The sequence below is a fragment of the Sulfurospirillum diekertiae genome (genome assembly GCF_002309535.1).
In the GTDB taxonomy this organism is placed as follows: domain Bacteria; phylum Campylobacterota; class Campylobacteria; order Campylobacterales; family Sulfurospirillaceae; genus Sulfurospirillum; species Sulfurospirillum diekertiae.
This window is the reverse complement of record NZ_CP023275.1, coordinates 554699-570483: the sequence shown is the minus strand read 5'-3', so window position 1 is coordinate 570483 and position 15785 is coordinate 554699. Positions and strand designations below refer to the sequence as shown.

Here is a 15785-nt window from a genome sequence, read left to right as displayed (position 1 = left end):
GACTGCTTATTTTGAAGCAGAAATAAAATCGCTAATCTCTTTTAAAATTTGTTCTGTTTTCACACTATTTTCAACAAGAGCAATGCGCACATAGTTTTCACCAACTCCGCCACGCCCTAAGAAACGACCTGGCAAAACTTTGATATTTTTCTGCTCATACAGCTTACATGTAAACTCCAAATCATTCTTCACTTCTAACCAAACATAAAACGTTGCATTAATGGCAGGTACGCCTAAAATTTCATGTGCTAAGTAAAGATTCTTTGCGTATTGTGCACGTGCCAACTCCACATGTTCCATATCATTCCACGCTGCAGCCGATGCTTTCTGGAGCGGCAAGGGAATCGCTGCTCCCACATAGGTGCGATACTTTGCATAACCACTGAGGATTCTCTCATCGCCTGCAATAAAACCTGATCGTAAACCAGGAGCTGAACTTCGTTTGGAAAGAGAATTCAGAACCAAAATATTTTTGAAGGTATCATTGCCTACATGTAAAGAGGCCTCCAACAAAGAGGCTGGCTTTTCGCCCACGTAAAGTTCACTGTAACACTCATCATTGAGAAGAACAATATCGTATTTTAGGGCAAACTTTACCCACTCACCTAGTTCTTCAAGGCTTAACACCGAAGTGGTAGGGTTATTGGGAGAATTAAGAATAATCAAATCCGCTTCTTTAAGAGCAGCTAAATGAATATCTGGCTTAAATCCGTTCTCTTTCGTCAAATTCAGATGCACAACTCGAGCGCGACTTGCAATGGCTGCACCTTCGTAAATTTGATAAAAAGGGTTTGGATACGCCATCACAGGGTTTTGTTTGTCGTGGAGAAGGTACTGTGGAAAATTAAAGAGCACCTCTTTCGTTCCAAAAACAGAGATTAACTCACTGGCTTTAAGTTCAACGCCAAAACGCTTTTTCACAAAACTGCGTTGTGCGTCATTGACATATGCTTCGCCCGAAGATTTGGGGTATTTTTTGAGTAAATGCGCATTTTCTTTGAGTGCTTCTTGAATAAAATCAGGTGTCTCAAACTGTGGTTCACCAATGGTTAAGGTAACCGCTGGATACGCACTGTTGGGCGTAATATCTTTTAATAATTCCGTTAATTTTTCAAAGGGATAAGGTTCAAAATGCAATGGTTTTCCTTTTACATGTAAAACAATTTTTAGTGTAGCATTCCAAATTTTTGGGTGATGAGTTCACCCTCTTCATTGATAAACAGATAATAAAGCAAATCTTTTTTAACGCTGAGCCCCGCTAGATAGCGCAATGCTAAATTGGCTTGCAACGAGGCTATGTGCATCACAATAGGAGCAGCAATACCGGAAGGTTTTTTGTCACTAATCTTAAAGGCAGAAAAACTACTCTGCTCAAAAAAGCAAACTTGCCCATTAAACGCTTCAACAGAACCATAAACCCACGGTGTTTTTACCTCTTTGGCATAGGCATCAATTAAGCTACGTGTTGGTAAATTATCGGTTGCATCGATGATAAGATCGACTTCAATCTCTTTACATGTAAAGACTTCCAAACGTCCGATATGCGCATAAACTTTGACAAAAGGGCAACGCGCTTCAATGCTCTCTTTGACCACATCGGCTTTGAGTTTTCCCTCATCCCCTACTTTAAAAGCAATTTGACGATGAATATTATGCACACTCACTTCATCAAAATCCACGAGGTGAATTTCACCAATACCCGAACTTCCTAGCGCGTACGCTAAAGAGCTTCCTAGCCCTCCACAACCAATGATGACAATTTTTTTACTTTGTAAACTTTGTTGTGTCTCTTCTCCCCAGAGCTGTACTTGTCTGTGGAAATAGTGCATCATACGCTTTCTCGCTTACTTACCTGTTTTTTCCATCCCCAAAGCTTTCGCGCTTCCGCAAGGCTTTCTTTTTCGATGGTCGCGACCAGCATCTCTTCTTTATCGCCTAAGGTGAGCTCGACTTCGCCAAAAGGAGAAATCAGACTGCTTTTGCCGTAAAATTGCCACGTCTCTTCTTCTTTGTAACTTCCCACACGGTTAGCTCTTAAAATATAAACATTGTTTAACATGGCTCTCATTTTAAGAAGCTCTTCCCAACGGTGTGCTGAATCAAATGTGGATGAAGTCGGTGTAAGGACTACATCCACATTTTTCTTCATGACTTCCATCCAAACAGTGTCAAAATGAAGTTCATACCCACTGACGATACCAAAGCGAATACCATTGTGTAAAAAGATAGGCAATACATATTTTGAAACGGTATTGGCAAAGAATTTCTCTTCATTCCAGTGTTTATAATTAATTAAAAATTGTTGATCAAAAAAATGCACCGATTTAGCCGAAAAATGAGCATTGCATTTGTAGCAAAACTCCCCTTTAATATTGACAATCGGAGCAATGACATGCAAATCATAATCCGCACACAATTTTTTCAAAACTTCAATTTTATGATTGGATTGCTCTTTAATCATGGAAAGTGGCATACTTTCTAACTCTTTGAAAAAACTGTTGAGTGCGTATTCACTTAACAGCACCACCTCAACCTCTTTTTGTTTGCAAATGCGAAAGTAATAATCGAGTTTTGCTTCGCTCATTGGGAGTGTACTGAGTTGCAATGCCGCTATTTTCATGCCAATGCTTCCTTCTCTTGCAATTTTGTATAGGTCAGTTTTGCCTCTTCAAGCATTTTGGTTGCTTCTTTTAAAATGGCAATACCTTCTTGGTATTTTTTCATTCCCTCTTCCAAGGAGAGCTCAGGATTTGAAAGTGTCTCTAAAATCACTTTGGCGTTCTCAAGCTTTGTTTCAAAACTTTGTTTCTCTTCTTTCATCTTATACCTTCGCTTCCAGTGCTTTTTTAATGTAAAAATCAAACTTGTCATACTCAACTAAAAAGGCGTCGTGCCCATACTGACTGTCAATGCAGACATAATCCACACGATCAGCTCTGCCCATATTTTCCATCGTTGTCTTAATCAAAGCCATCTCTTCAGGCATAAACAGACAATCGCCTTGAAATGAAATAAGGGTGAGTTTTGCTTTGATAAACTTAAGCGAGTCTTCTAACGAGTCATAATTACGTGTTGCATCAAATATATTCATCGCTTTAATGATGTAGAGATAGCTTAATGGATCAAATCGCTTGGCAAAACTGTAACCATTATACTCCATGTAACGCTCCACCTGAAAACGTCCAAAAAGCTCGTACAGACCGTCCGTCTCAACGTAATTGCGTCCAAATTTTTTATTCATCGAATAAGGACTTAAAAAGCTAATATGCCCCGCCATTCGACCAATCGCAAAACTGAGCAGCCCTTCTTCTTCAAAATCAGAGGCGTCGTAATTGCCATTTTTAAAACGTGGGTCATTCACGATACCCTCTATCGCGATCTTATTCCATGCAATCGCCCAAGGACCTGTCGCGTATGTGGTTGCAAGCAGTATAACCCGTTTAGCAAAATCAGGATACTCAATGGACATACACAGCCCTTGCATGCCCCCAAGAGAGCCCCCAATAATCGCATACGCCTCTTTGATCCCCAATCTGGTAAAAAGATTCATTTGTGCTCTAACCATATCACTGATCGTTAAAACGGGAAATTTAAGGCGTAGTGGTTCTTTGGTTTTAGCATTGATGCTCATAGGTCCCGTTGAGCCAAAACAACTTCCTAGGATATTGACGCAAATGACACAAAACTTGGTTGTATCAATGATTTTTCCATCGCCTATGAGAGGATCCCACCAACCAGCCTTTGTTTCACCTTCATAGCGACCTGCCGCATGATAACTTCCAGTGAGGGCATGAAAGACAACAATGACATTGCTTTTGGTCTCGTTCATGTCACCATACGTCTCATACTTAAGATCATAGATTTCTAAGATACGACCACTCTCTAAATAGAGCGGTTCATCAAAATGGGCAATAGCTGTTTGAATTTTCACACATTTCCTTATTACTTTTTACCACGGTTTTTAGGCAAAGCCCAAAAACCTACGCTCGCCGCTGTGGCACTGAAGCTTGTCTCTTTCGAGACAGAATATTTTTTACATGTAAAAAATATAATGCTTAGTTTACTCTGTAATTTGGTGCTTCGTGTGTGATGATAACATCATGCACGTGGCTCTCTTTAAGACCCGCACTGGTAATTTCAACAAATTCAGCTTTTTCTTGATAATCAATAATATCACGTGCACCCACATAGCCCATAGAAGACCTAAGGCCTCCCACCAGTTGGAAAATGACATCGCGAATAGAACCAGCATGAGGAACACGTCCTTCAATACCTTCGGGGACAAGTTTATCAGCAGCCGTTCCCTCTTGGAAATAACGATCACTACTTCCCTTCGTCATCGCCCCAATACTTCCCATACCACGATAGGTTTTATATTGGCGTCCTTGGTACGTAATAAGCTCACCTGGGCTCTCATCGGTTCCAGCAAGTAAACTTCCAACCATAACACTTTGAGCTCCAGCAGCTAACGCTTTTGCAAAGTCACCTGAATACTTAATACCACCATCAGCAATAATGGGAACACCATATTTACGCCCCACATCGGAACACTCTTCGATTGCCGTCATTTGAGGGACACCTACACCTGAAACAATACGTGTGGTACAAATACTTCCAGGTCCAATACCTACTTTAATGCCATCAGCTCCCGCTTCAACAAGAGCAAGTGCCGCTTCGGAAGTTGCAATATTCCCTGCAATAATATCAACTTTAAGCTCTTTTTTGATCAGTTTAACAGTATCAATAATTCCTTTGGAGTGACCGTGTGCTGAATCTAAAACTAAAACGTCAGCACCCGCTTCCACGAGCGCACGAGCACGATCCAGTTGACCCACACCAATAGCAGCTCCCACACGAAGTCTACCAAACTCGTCTTTGTTGGCATGAGGATACTCTTGGCGCTTTTTAAGATCTTTAATTGTAATCAGACCCGCTAGTTTATTGTTTTCATCCACGATAGGAAGTTTTTCAACTTTATTGGTTCTAAAAATTGCTTCGGCATCATCCAACGTTGTGCCTTTTTTAACGGTGATCAAAGGCATTTTTGTCATGAGCTCTTCAACATTTTTACTATAGTCATTTTCAAAACGAAGATCGCGATTGGTTAAAATACCAATCAATATATCGTTATCATCAATTACAGGAACACCTGAAATGCGGTACTCTGACATAATGGCAAGTGCTTCTTTAAGCGTCGCTTTGGCTTTAATGGAAACAGGATCAATGATGATACCGCTTTCACTTTTTTTAACACGTCTGATTTCACGCACCTGAGATTCAATATCCATATTTTTATGAATAATGCCAAGTCCCCCAAGACGCGCCATCATAATCGCCGCACGGTGCTCTGTTACGGTATCCATTGCAGCCGATACCAGAGGGATATTCAGTGTGATATTCTTCGTTAATTTTGTTTTAATATCAACCTCTTTAGGCAAAATCTCTGAATACTTTGGTACCAATAATACGTCTTCAAATGTTAATGCTCTTTTTCTAATTTTCATGTGTGTCCTTCTCCTATAACCCTAATTCTCTCTCTAAGCTCAGCGCTCCATCTAAAAGTGCTTGCTCACCATACGCTTGACCAATAAGTTGTCCGCCAACAGGAAGCCCTTTGCTATCCATTCCAAGAGGAATCGAAATACCAGGAAGCCCTGTAAGATTGAGTGAAATAGTGTAAATATCACTCAAGTACATCTCCAATGGATCTGCTTTTGAACCAAACTCAAACGCACTCGTTGGAGTTACAGGCATAAAAATCAGATCAGCCTCTTTAAAAATTGCTTCATACTGCGCTTTTATAAAATGACGTGCCTTTTGTGCTTTGATGTAATATGCATCATAATACCCACTGCTTAGAACGAAGGTTCCCAAAAGGATTCTTCGTTTAACCTCTTCTCCAAAACCAAGGCTTCGGCTTTGAATAAACATTTCTTTGAGGTTTTCATTGCTACCACGATTACCATAACGAACACCGTCATAACGACTGAGGTTAGCACTCGCTTCGGCTGTTGCAATCACATAATAGGTTGCGATGTCGTATTTAGAGTTAATAAAATTGCGATAAATAATTTTATGTCCCGCTTTTTCGAGTGCGCGAATGCCATCCATCATGCGCTCTCGCACTTCAGGACTCGCTTCATTGAGGTAATTCTCAATCACAGCAATCGTCATTTTACGATCAGCGTTCAGTTTGTCTGCAACGCTTTGGTGCGCTATGTTGGCACTGGTAGAGTCTTTAGGCTCATGCCCTGCAATAATGTCATATAAAATCGCCGCATCTTCAACATTTTGCGTAATCGGTCCAATCTGGTCAAGTGAGCTTGAATACGCACCCAAACCGTAACGGCTGACTTTGCCATAGGTTGGTTTTAATCCAACACAGCCACAAAAAGCGGCGGGTTGACGAATACTTCCACCCGTATCGCTTCCAAGGGCTGCAATGGCAATGCCCGCGGCAACTGCAGCGGCACTACCACCACTACTACCACCTGGGACACATTTTGGATTGTGCGGGTTTAAGGTTTTTCCATAAAACGAGGATTCAGTGGAGCTTCCCATCGCAAATTCATCCATATTGGTACGCCCATATGGAGAGAGCCCATGACGTAACATATTGTCAATAACCGTTGCATTGTAAGGGGCAACATAACCTTGAAGGATGTTAGAGCCACTGGTAACTTCCCAACCATTGACTTGAATATTATCTTTAATGGCAATCGGAATGCCTGAACCATACTCACTAATCGCTTTACCTGTAAGCTGTTCGATATAAGCACCCAAACTTTTTGTTGCTTCTATTTTTTGCTTTAAATCAGTTCGAAACGCTTCGATCTCTTCTTTGGGAAGTTTTAATGCCTCTTTTAAGGTTATCAACGCCTCTCCTTTATCGTTATTTATAAAATACTTTGCACAAAGACACGCAAAACAGAACTCATTTCACTTTGTGGTTTGTTAAAGTTTACTGCCTTTATCAGCAGATTTCAATTTTTTTGTTTTGACATTGATCAGATAAATACACACACCAATGACTGCGAAAATCGCGCCAATGGTTATAAAAACAAAACTTAACGGCACAGGAGCACTGAAATTAAACATTTAAAGCCTCATTACAGCGGTGGCACAGCTCTTCTTCGCTTTTAGCGCGATATTTCCAACAACGCGGACATTTGCATTTGGCAGCTTTAAAGATTTTAAAGTGATCGCCTGCGACTTCAAATACGCCCATTTCACCTGTTTCCATATGTTCAATCACCTTACTCACGGTAAACCAATCTTCCGCATCCACTTTTTCCAAGGCTGCAATTTTAGGAGAACTGGTTTGAAGCACCAACTCTAGGGTTGATTTGATGATTTTCTCTTTTTTGAGCGCATCAACGATCTCAAAGAATTTTTCACGCGCTTCGACCATATAAGCTTCTTCAAACGATGTTGTCATATTTGGCAGTGACTCGTACACAAGGTCAAAAACACTTTCGCCTTTTTGTTTTAAGATAGCAGGTGCATACTCCATCATCTCATCAATCGTATAGGTCAACGTTGGAGCCATCAAGACCATCAATTTCTCGGCAATCATCGCCATCGCACTTTGCGCAGAGAGACGAATCGTGTCGTTTTTAGCGTTACAATAAAGCCTATCTTTGGAAATATCGAGATAAATTCCGCTGAGTTCCACAGCGATAAAATGGTTCAAAAGCGCAAATCCTTTGGAGAATTCATACTCTCTAAAGTACCCCTGCGCCTCATCAAAAACCGCTTTGGCGTGGACTAAAATCCATTGATCCAAAACGCTCATTTGCGAGTAGGGCAAAAGAGTCTCTAAATCATTAATATTTGCCAATAAAAATCGGAACGTATTACGAATTTTTCGGTACTGTTCGCTGATTTGTTTTAAGATATTGTCACTGATTTTAAGATCCGTCGTGTATTCACTGGTTCCAACCCAAAGACGAAGAATTTCGACACCATGGCTTTTTGCAATATCGGTAGGCGCAACAACGTTGCCTTTCGATTTGCTCATCTTCTCGCCTTTTTCATCAACCGTAAAACCATGGGTTAAGATTTTACCGTACGGCGCAATGCCGTTGTTGGCAGTACTGACCAAGAGTGAACTTTGGAACCAACCACGATGTTGATCACTGCCTTCCAAATACATTGACGCAGGATAATCCCCCGCATCGTAATCTGGAGATTGAAGTACCGCTTTCCACGTGCTACCACTGTCAAACCAAACATCCAAGATGTCCATCACTTTTTCAAGATTCTCAGGCTTATAACCGCTATTGGCGACCAAAAGGTCTTCAATCTCTAAATCCCACCACGCATCCGCACCTTTTTCTTCAAAAATATTAGCGATATGCGTGACAACGTTCGCATCAAAAATCGGTTTACCCGTCGTTTTATCTCTAAAAAATGCAATTGGCACACCCCAATCTCTTTGTCGGGAAATGCACCAATCCGGTCTATTTTCGATCATTGAGCCCAAACGGTTAATGCCAGATTTGGGGTAGAAACGAACCTTTTGAAGCTCGTCCATGGCCATTTTACGAAGGCTCTCACGTCCGTCAACCGCTTCATCCATCGCCACAAACCACTGTTTGGTTGCACGGTAAATGACCGGTTGATGTGTTCTCCAACAAAATGGGTAGGAGTGGGTAAATTTTGAACATTTCAGAAGTTTGTCGCCCAAAAGCTCCAAAATACGCTCGTTGCATTTAAAAATATGCTCACCGACAAAACTCTGCGCATCAGGAAGCAATCCTAAACGAACGACAGTTTCATCGTAACAACCTCTCTCATCCACAGGCATAATCACTTCAAGACCGTAACGAAGCCCTACTTTGTAGTCATCATCGCCGTGCCCCGGTGCGGTATGAACACAGCCACTTCCGCCATCCATCGTTACATGCTCCCCTAAAACAAACTGTGATTTACGTCCATTCAGTGGATTAAGAGCAAAACTATTTTCAAGCACACTCGCTTTAAAGGTTTTAACGATTTCACCTTTCACCACACCTTGCTCTAACAGTTTTACATGTAAAGGCTCAGCGACGATATAACCGTCACTCGTAAGCACATAGTTTTCATCAGGACTAAACGCAATTCCCACATTCGCAGGCAGTGTCCACGGCGTTGTTGTCCAGATAATAACTGAAGCATCCGTGCTGATTGCTAGTTTTGCCTTAGCTTCAGGACTCAGTGCAAAAGCAACGAAAATAGAATAATCTTCTTTGTCCTCATACTCGACTTCGGCTTCGGCTAACGCACTACGTGCCGCCCATGACCAGTAAACCGGTTTACTGCGTTCAACCAAAAGTCCTTTATCGGCAACGCCACACAATGCGCGGTAGATGTCGGCTTCAAATTTAAATTTCATCGTCATATAGGGATTATCCCAATCGCCAATAACACCTAGGGATTTAAACTCTTCACGTTGAATATCAATAAATTTACGTGCATGTTCACGACACAACTCACGAATTTTGCTTTTGGGAAGGGCATCTTTTTTCTCTTTCCCAAGATTTTTCTCCACTTGTTGCTCAATGGGCAAACCGTGACAATCCCAACCGGGAACATAACGTACTTTTTCACCAAAAAAATAGTGGGTTTTGACGATCACATCTTTGAGAATTTTATTAAGGGCATGTCCAATGTGAATGTGTCCATTGGCATACGGAGGACCATCGTGAAGAATAAATGTCGTTGGGGCATTTTCTCTATTTTTGATCATTTTTGCATAAGCGCTCTCCTCTTTGGAAAACCACTTGGCATAACGTGCAGGCTCATTTTGAGGAAGATTGCCACGCATTGGGAAATCGGTTTGAGGAAGAAGCAAGGTCTCTTTATAGTCCATCTATTTATTTCTCCTTGGAAGCTACAACTCTTTACATGTAAGCGTCTCTTAAAATGAGGCAAGTTTATCTAAAAACGATTTAAGAAGCACTTACGGTATAATACGAGATACGTTATGACTCTAAGTTTGAGTCCGCCAATACAGTTGGCAAGCTTTAATGCCCTAGTAGTAGTTCAAAGCATCAAAGGGTGCATGGCTTGTGCCAAAGAAAATCTAGTGTTAATGTAATGTTTAAAGCTTTGCTTCAAAACGTGCTAAGAGTTCTTGCGGAACTCTATTAAAAAAACAAAAAAAGGGATTCCTATGAAAAGCTCTTTGATCGTAGTTGGAAAAGCGCTGCGATACAATCTGCCATTTTTAAACTATATTCATGCAACGATTATCAAACATCTTGATCTTCCTGATCAAACTGTCTATATTGATAAAAATGATAAAGACCTCTTCTTTGTCTTAGAAGAGTCTATCACACATGCTGATGAAATCGTCATTGTCACAGCTAATGATAGTTTTAATCTTGTCAATAAAGTCATTGCAACGCTTGGGGAAGAGTCCCTAGAACTTAAAGGAGGTATGCTCATTCCTTCTAAGACAGTCCATTTTGAAGAAAACAGCTATCTTTTGGAACGCGATAGTAAACTCATAAATGTTATCAAAGCCAGTGAAAATAAAAAGCTTCCTACTGTTTTAATCGAGAATAAAAATAGTTCAGCCCTATTTTCCATTATCAATATTGATGAAGATTCTCTTAAAATCTTACTTGAACCCTTAGCCCAAAATTTTGAGATTCGCATTACTCCCGCAAAAATTATTGATGGCTGGATGACCATCGAAGCAATCTCCAATAAATATGGCAATTTAGAAAGCTTTTTTAAAGCAGCAAAATCGCTTCTTCCTCAAAAAGTAATCAATCACCCTGATGTCATTGAACATATCGCAGAATCACTTCAAGCCCATGGAAAGACACTCAGTATTGCAGAAAGCTGTACCGGAGGACTCATAGCCTCTATGCTTACTAAACGTTCAGGCGTTTCAGCTGTTTTCAAAGGGGGGCTTGTTACTTACTCTAATGAAATCAAAGAGTCATGGTTGGGAGTCAGTAACGACACGCTTGAGCGCTTTGGAGCAGTCAGTGAACTCTGTGTGCGTGAAATGCTTGAAGGAGTTCTCAATGCTAGCCTTTCTGATTTTGCCATAGCAACGAGCGGTATCGCAGGTCCAACGGGTGGAAGTATTGAAAAACCTGTTGGTACGGTCTACGTAGGTGCTCGCAATAAAGAGGGTAATATTCTCATTGAAAGACTTCTTTTGGAAGGTGATCGCGAGTATATTCAAACACAAAGTGCGTACCATGCCTTAAAGTTGCTTTTACATGTAGGTGAAAATATTTTTTTGAAAAGTGAAAAAATGTCTTGACAAATGAACTTTTTTTCTCTATAATTTCAGCCTCATTACGAGAAGAACGTGAATGACTCGTTAGCTCAGTCGGTAGAGCATCTCCCTTTTAAGGAGGTGGTCGATGGTTCGAATCCATCACGGGTCACCATTTTATCTGTGCGACCCCATCGTCTAGTGGTCCAGGATCCCGCCCTTTCACGGCGGTTACAGGGGTTCAAATCCCCTTGGGGTCGCCATTGATATTTCTTCTTTAGTGTTTCTAATGGTCGCTTAGCTCAGTTGGTAGAGCGCCACCCTTACAAGGTGGATGTCATAAGTTCGAGTCTTATAGCGACCACCATTTATGCGCGGCGGTAGTTCAGTTGGTTAGAATATCGGCCTGTCACGCCGGGGGTCGCGGGTTCGAGCCCCGTCCGCCGCGCCACTTTTTATTTTCCCTCAGCATTTTCTTATCGTATTATGAAACTGTCTGAGCATGACTCGTTAGCTCAGTCGGTAGAGCATCTCCCTTTTAAGGAGGTGGTCGATGGTTCGAATCCATCACGGGTCACCATTGTCCTAAACAAACACACTTGTGCGACCCCATCGTCTAGTGGTTAGGACACCGCCCTCTCAAGGCGGGAACGGGGGTTCAAGTCCCCCTGGGGTCGCCATTTTCCTACTTTAAATTCGATTACCCCTTTGATTAATACCCTCATTCTCATACAAATCAATTTCTCGCTTATAATCAGGATTGGCTTTTTTAAGCTCTTCATCCATAAATGCTATCAATTTTGCATCAGCATTACGATGGCTTGCAATAAGCAAGATAAAATTGAGATAGACCTTAGAAAGTTTTGGCGCTATTCCTTTTTCTTTGTTAGGAAAAGGGCACTCTTTGGCTACTTTGAGGATTGCATTGGTAAGATCATTGCGAGAAGAAGTACGTTTGGCAGCAATATCGACTAACTCTTCAATCACTACTTTTCGAGCTTTATCTTCTTGTTCTTGTGTATGATGCGTCACTTCTACAACAACAGTTTTTTGTAAATTTGCAACAATAATAAATAAGGTGATTAGAACAATGGCAATAACAGCAACAATCGCTATTATGAGATAATTCTCTTGCATGACGGAGAGCCTCTTAAATTTTTGCCTATTATAGCACAAACTTAAAAGAGGGATTAATATCCCTCTTTGTATTTATAAGGTTTTAGAGATACCCCGTTTAGGATACGCCAGAGCAATGACAAGAGCAACAATGGCAACGGTATAATAGACAAAAGATGGCACAGGAATTGGGTCACCTGCAGCATAGGAATGCATACCTGAAAGATAAAAATTAACGCCAAAATAAGTCATAATAATGGAAGAGAAAGTAATCGTTGAAGCAACTGCAAACGCAAAAGGTGTATTAAATTTGGGAATAAATCTTAAATGCACCACAGCTGCATAAAAGAGAATTGAAACTAAAGCCCACGTCTCTTTAGGATCCCATCCCCAGTATCTGCCCCACGATTCATTGGCCCAAACACCCCCTAAAAAGTTACCAATGGTTAAAAGGCTCAGTCCTAAAATCATCGCCATTTCATTAATACGTGTTGCTTCAATAATGTTGCGTTCAATTTCAACGTTACGTTTGGTTGGTTTTGTGCTTCTTATGATAAATAAAATTAAAGTAAAGAAGCCTAGAAGCGCACATAATCCTAAGAAACCATAACTTGCTGTGATAACTGAAACATGGATATTGAGCCAGTATGATTTTAAAACGGGTACAAGATTGGTAATTTGTGGATCCATCCAACTAAGGTGTGCCACAAAAAGCGTTACTCCAGCAAGAATGGATGTCAATGCAAGAGAAACCACAGACTGGCGAGAAAAGAAGATACCCGCAAGTGCTATTGCCCAGGCAATGTAGATCATAGACTCATATCCATCACTCCAAGGAGCATGTGTAGAGATGTACCACCTTAGTCCGAGCCCTCCAGTATGGGCTAAGAAAGCAATAAAATTAATGGTTAAAACAATTTTTGTTGCCAGCTTAATATTTAAAGAGGATTTGACCATTTTTGCAAAAATAAAACAGAGTAAGACTAAGCCACTGAGAAGATACACAGGGGTCAATCGTGCAAATATTTTCGCATGGTTAAAGAAAATTTCTGCTTTAATACGACTATCACTTGGGATAATTTCAGAACCATACTGCTCTTGATACGATTGAAGTTTATCAATAGCTTTGTTGGCATTTTCCCAATTTCCTTTTTCCAACCCTTCGCTAATAGAATCAAAATATCCACCAAGAAGTGCTCTCACTTCATCACCTTCTTGTTTGGAAAAGTTCATAACCGCTTCTTGAGGTGCAAACCATTTTTTGTTAATATCGTTTTGCTTAGGAATCATTTTAAAGACTTCACCTGTATAAACCATATAACAAATGTTAACACGCTCATCTACTTTGAGTATATCTTTATCAAATTGGTTACGAAGCGCTGGTTTTTTACGATTAGCTTCTTCGGAATATTTGGTTAACTTATAAGCATGATCACCCTCTTTTTCAAAAAAATCATTGAAAGAGGCATATTTTTGATTTTCAGGAATACCAATAATTTTTTTCAAATCAGGATGAAATACTTTGATAATAGGTAGGCCTTGCCATTCGCTAGGAGAACTCATCATGCTAAGGGCTACTTGATTTGCACTCAGCCCTTCATAGGTGGACCCACCATAAATTTTATTGAGAAGTTCTGTTGAAATTGTATCGATTGGTTTAATTCTTCCATCAACGCTTTGCACCAAAACACGCCCAAATTTATCAGCATGTTTCACATCGTACTGTTTTAAAAATCCTATATATTCTTCCGTAGTATAGGCATGTAGTGCACTTCCTTGGCTTAAAACAAATACTGAGATAAGTGCCACCAAGACAGATTTTACCTTAGTCATATCTTTTTGTACCATTCCTGCAAGTTTGCGGAAACGACTTTTTGGATTGAGTAAATTAAAGAAAAGTCCAATGCCTAAAAGAAGATATCCAAAATAAGTTGGTAGCTTTCCAGGATCATTATTGACAGATAAAATTGTTCCTTTTTCATCTTTATCGTACGAACTTTGGAAAAAACGGAATCCACGATAATCCAGTACGTGATTCATATAGATACGAAAAGGCACATGAACCCCCTTTTCACTGTCAACCACTTCCACTTCACTCGCATAAGACATTGGAGACATTGATCCAGCATAACGATCCAGCTGAAATTCATTGAGTTGGATTGCAAAAGGCAGTGTGAAAATTTGAGCACCCCACTCAAAAATGAAAGGGACACCTGCGATCAGGATCTTAGTTGGCTCACCTTCGCTCCCTTTTCCTTGTCCAAACATAGCGATTTCTTTTGTTTCGCCTTTGTATTTTGCATCGACAATAATGGCCGATACTCCATTTGCTTTTATCATAGGATTTTTATCTTCAACAACTTTTTCTTGCCCTTTAAGGCCAATATAACGTGGTGCAAAATTCACATTTCCAATGGTATAAAGCTGCCCTATTACAAAATCTTGCTTATTATCAGCTGCATATTCCCCACGCTTGTTTTCAGCCATTTTAAACCATGCAATTTTTTCTTTGGAGTAAAAATAAAATTTCCCATCCTCTAATGTGAATTGGATAATGGTCTTCTTGGTTTGAGGAGCTTGGGCATTAAAACTAAAAATGTATTCACTTGACTCGTAAGTATCGCCCTCTTTTAAAACAACATTGAGACTTTCGCCATACCCACTGAGCATCATTGAAATCATTGGAACACCTTGTGGATCATCGACAACTTTTGCAGTAGCATTGGGGAGATATTGTTTAAATTTTACTTCTGCTTTGTCACCACCTACATCAAATGAGAATGAAAAGCCATTGCCTCCTGCACGAGAAATAAGTTGAGGATGACTATAGCTATAGGTTTTATTTTCTTTTAATGCACTCACTTGAACAAAAGTACTACTGGATAAAACTTTGTCCTCTTGCATACCATTTCTTACATGTAAAGTTCCCTCAAAGCCATAATAACGCGTGATGCCAGAACCAATAAGAATAAAAACAAAACTAATGTGAAATAAAAATGCAGGTAATTTATCGAGTTTGTAGAGTTTATATCGAATAATATTAAAGATTAAAATGAGTGCTAACGCAACTTGAATCAGTTCAAACCACCATGCAGTATAGATCAGTGCCCAACTTGTCTCGACACCAAAATCATTTTCAATAAACGTTGCTACACCACAAAAAAGTCCAAAAAGTACCATAAGGATGATAGCCGATTTCATCGAAAAAATCTGCTTCAATACAAAATCCATAAAACTCCCTTGTCTGGAAAAATTAAGTTATGTTACCTTTTTAGAGTAAATAATTTATAAATCATAAATGTTCCCTGAAGAGCGTAGTTGAATTTAAAAAAACAAAAAAAGATGCACTATTATATTTCATTTGTCATTCCCTTAAGGACAATATCTACGACAATAACTTGTGATTGTTTGGTATCAATGGGACGAGGTTTTATAAAAGGATAGAATA

At 40.1% G+C, this 15785-nt stretch carries 12 protein-coding genes and 6 tRNA genes; 7 read left to right on the top strand and 11 right to left on the bottom strand.

The features are described from left to right. Window positions 1–6: 6 nt before the first annotated feature. From SJPD1_RS02955 to ileS, 9 genes are all read right to left on the bottom strand, one after another. Window positions 7–1137, bottom strand: a complete 1131-nt coding sequence (locus SJPD1_RS02955) for a succinyldiaminopimelate transaminase (RefSeq protein WP_087437821.1) — start codon at window positions 1135–1137, stop codon at window positions 7–9. A 29-nt stretch (window positions 1138–1166) separates the two neighbouring features. Next, complete coding sequence (locus SJPD1_RS02950; RefSeq protein ID WP_096045896.1) at window positions 1167–1832, bottom strand: HesA/MoeB/ThiF family protein; 666 nt, start codon at window positions 1830–1832, stop codon at window positions 1167–1169. After that, complete coding sequence (locus SJPD1_RS02945) at window positions 1829–2620, bottom strand: carbon-nitrogen hydrolase family protein (protein ID WP_096045895.1); 792 nt, start codon at window positions 2618–2620, stop codon at window positions 1829–1831. The genes SJPD1_RS02950 and SJPD1_RS02945 overlap by 4 nt, the downstream gene beginning before the upstream one ends. After that, window positions 2617–2820 (bottom strand): exodeoxyribonuclease VII small subunit, encoded by a 204-nt coding sequence (gene xseB / locus SJPD1_RS02940; protein ID WP_096045894.1) that lies wholly within the window; start codon window positions 2818–2820, stop codon window positions 2617–2619. The genes SJPD1_RS02945 and xseB overlap by 4 nt, the downstream gene beginning before the upstream one ends. Window position 2821: 1 nt before the next feature. Beyond that, window positions 2822–3931, bottom strand: coding sequence for a homoserine O-acetyltransferase MetX (gene metX / locus SJPD1_RS02935; RefSeq protein WP_096045893.1), 1110 nt, complete (start codon window positions 3929–3931; stop codon window positions 2822–2824). A 124-nt stretch (window positions 3932–4055) separates the two neighbouring features. Further along, entirely contained in the window at window positions 4056–5504 is a 1449-nt protein-coding gene (gene guaB, locus SJPD1_RS02930) for an IMP dehydrogenase (RefSeq protein WP_087437817.1), read from the bottom strand. Window positions 5505–5517: 13 nt separating this feature from the next. Continuing rightward, window positions 5518–6876, bottom strand: a complete 1359-nt coding sequence (gene gatA / locus SJPD1_RS02925; protein ID WP_096045892.1) for an Asp-tRNA(Asn)/Glu-tRNA(Gln) amidotransferase subunit GatA — start codon at window positions 6874–6876, stop codon at window positions 5518–5520. Window positions 6877–6954: 78 nt separating this feature from the next. Next, a complete protein-coding gene (locus tag SJPD1_RS14480; RefSeq protein WP_167750153.1) occupies window positions 6955–7098 on the bottom strand; it encodes a hypothetical protein in 144 nt (47 codons plus the stop codon). Beyond that, on the bottom strand, window positions 7091–9853 hold the full coding sequence (ileS, locus tag SJPD1_RS02920) for an isoleucine--tRNA ligase (protein WP_096045891.1): 2763 nt from the start codon (window positions 9851–9853) through the stop codon (window positions 7091–7093). The genes SJPD1_RS14480 and ileS overlap by 8 nt, the downstream gene beginning before the upstream one ends. A gap of 303 nt (window positions 9854–10156) precedes the next feature. Here ileS and SJPD1_RS02915 point away from each other — a divergent pair, with 303 nt between their 5' ends. From SJPD1_RS02915 to SJPD1_RS02885, 7 genes are all read left to right on the top strand, one after another. Next, complete coding sequence (locus SJPD1_RS02915) at window positions 10157–11266, top strand: CinA family protein (RefSeq protein ID WP_096045890.1); 1110 nt, start codon at window positions 10157–10159, stop codon at window positions 11264–11266. A gap of 54 nt (window positions 11267–11320) precedes the next feature. Then, a tRNA-Lys gene (locus SJPD1_RS02910) sits at window positions 11321–11396 on the top strand. A gap of 12 nt (window positions 11397–11408) precedes the next feature. Continuing rightward, a tRNA-Glu gene (locus SJPD1_RS02905) sits at window positions 11409–11484 on the top strand. Window positions 11485–11512: 28 nt separating this feature from the next. Then, window positions 11513–11588 (top strand) — tRNA-Val (locus SJPD1_RS02900). Between the two features lie 7 nt (window positions 11589–11595). Next, window positions 11596–11672, top strand: a tRNA-Asp gene (locus tag SJPD1_RS02895). 53 nt (window positions 11673–11725) lie between these two features. Further along, window positions 11726–11801, top strand: a tRNA-Lys gene (locus tag SJPD1_RS02890). Window positions 11802–11826: 25 nt separating this feature from the next. Beyond that, window positions 11827–11901 (top strand) — tRNA-Glu (locus tag SJPD1_RS02885). A 10-nt stretch (window positions 11902–11911) separates the two neighbouring features. Here SJPD1_RS02885 and SJPD1_RS02880 read toward each other — a convergent pair. Continuing rightward, window positions 11912–12358, bottom strand: coding sequence for a hypothetical protein (locus tag SJPD1_RS02880; protein ID WP_096045889.1), 447 nt, complete (start codon window positions 12356–12358; stop codon window positions 11912–11914). Between the two features lie 72 nt (window positions 12359–12430). Beyond that, window positions 12431–15568: a cytochrome c biogenesis protein CcsA gene (gene ccsA, locus SJPD1_RS02875; RefSeq protein ID WP_096045888.1), complete on the bottom strand. Its 3138-nt coding sequence runs from the start codon at window positions 15566–15568 to the stop codon at window positions 12431–12433. Between the last annotated feature and the right edge of the window lie 217 nt (window positions 15569–15785).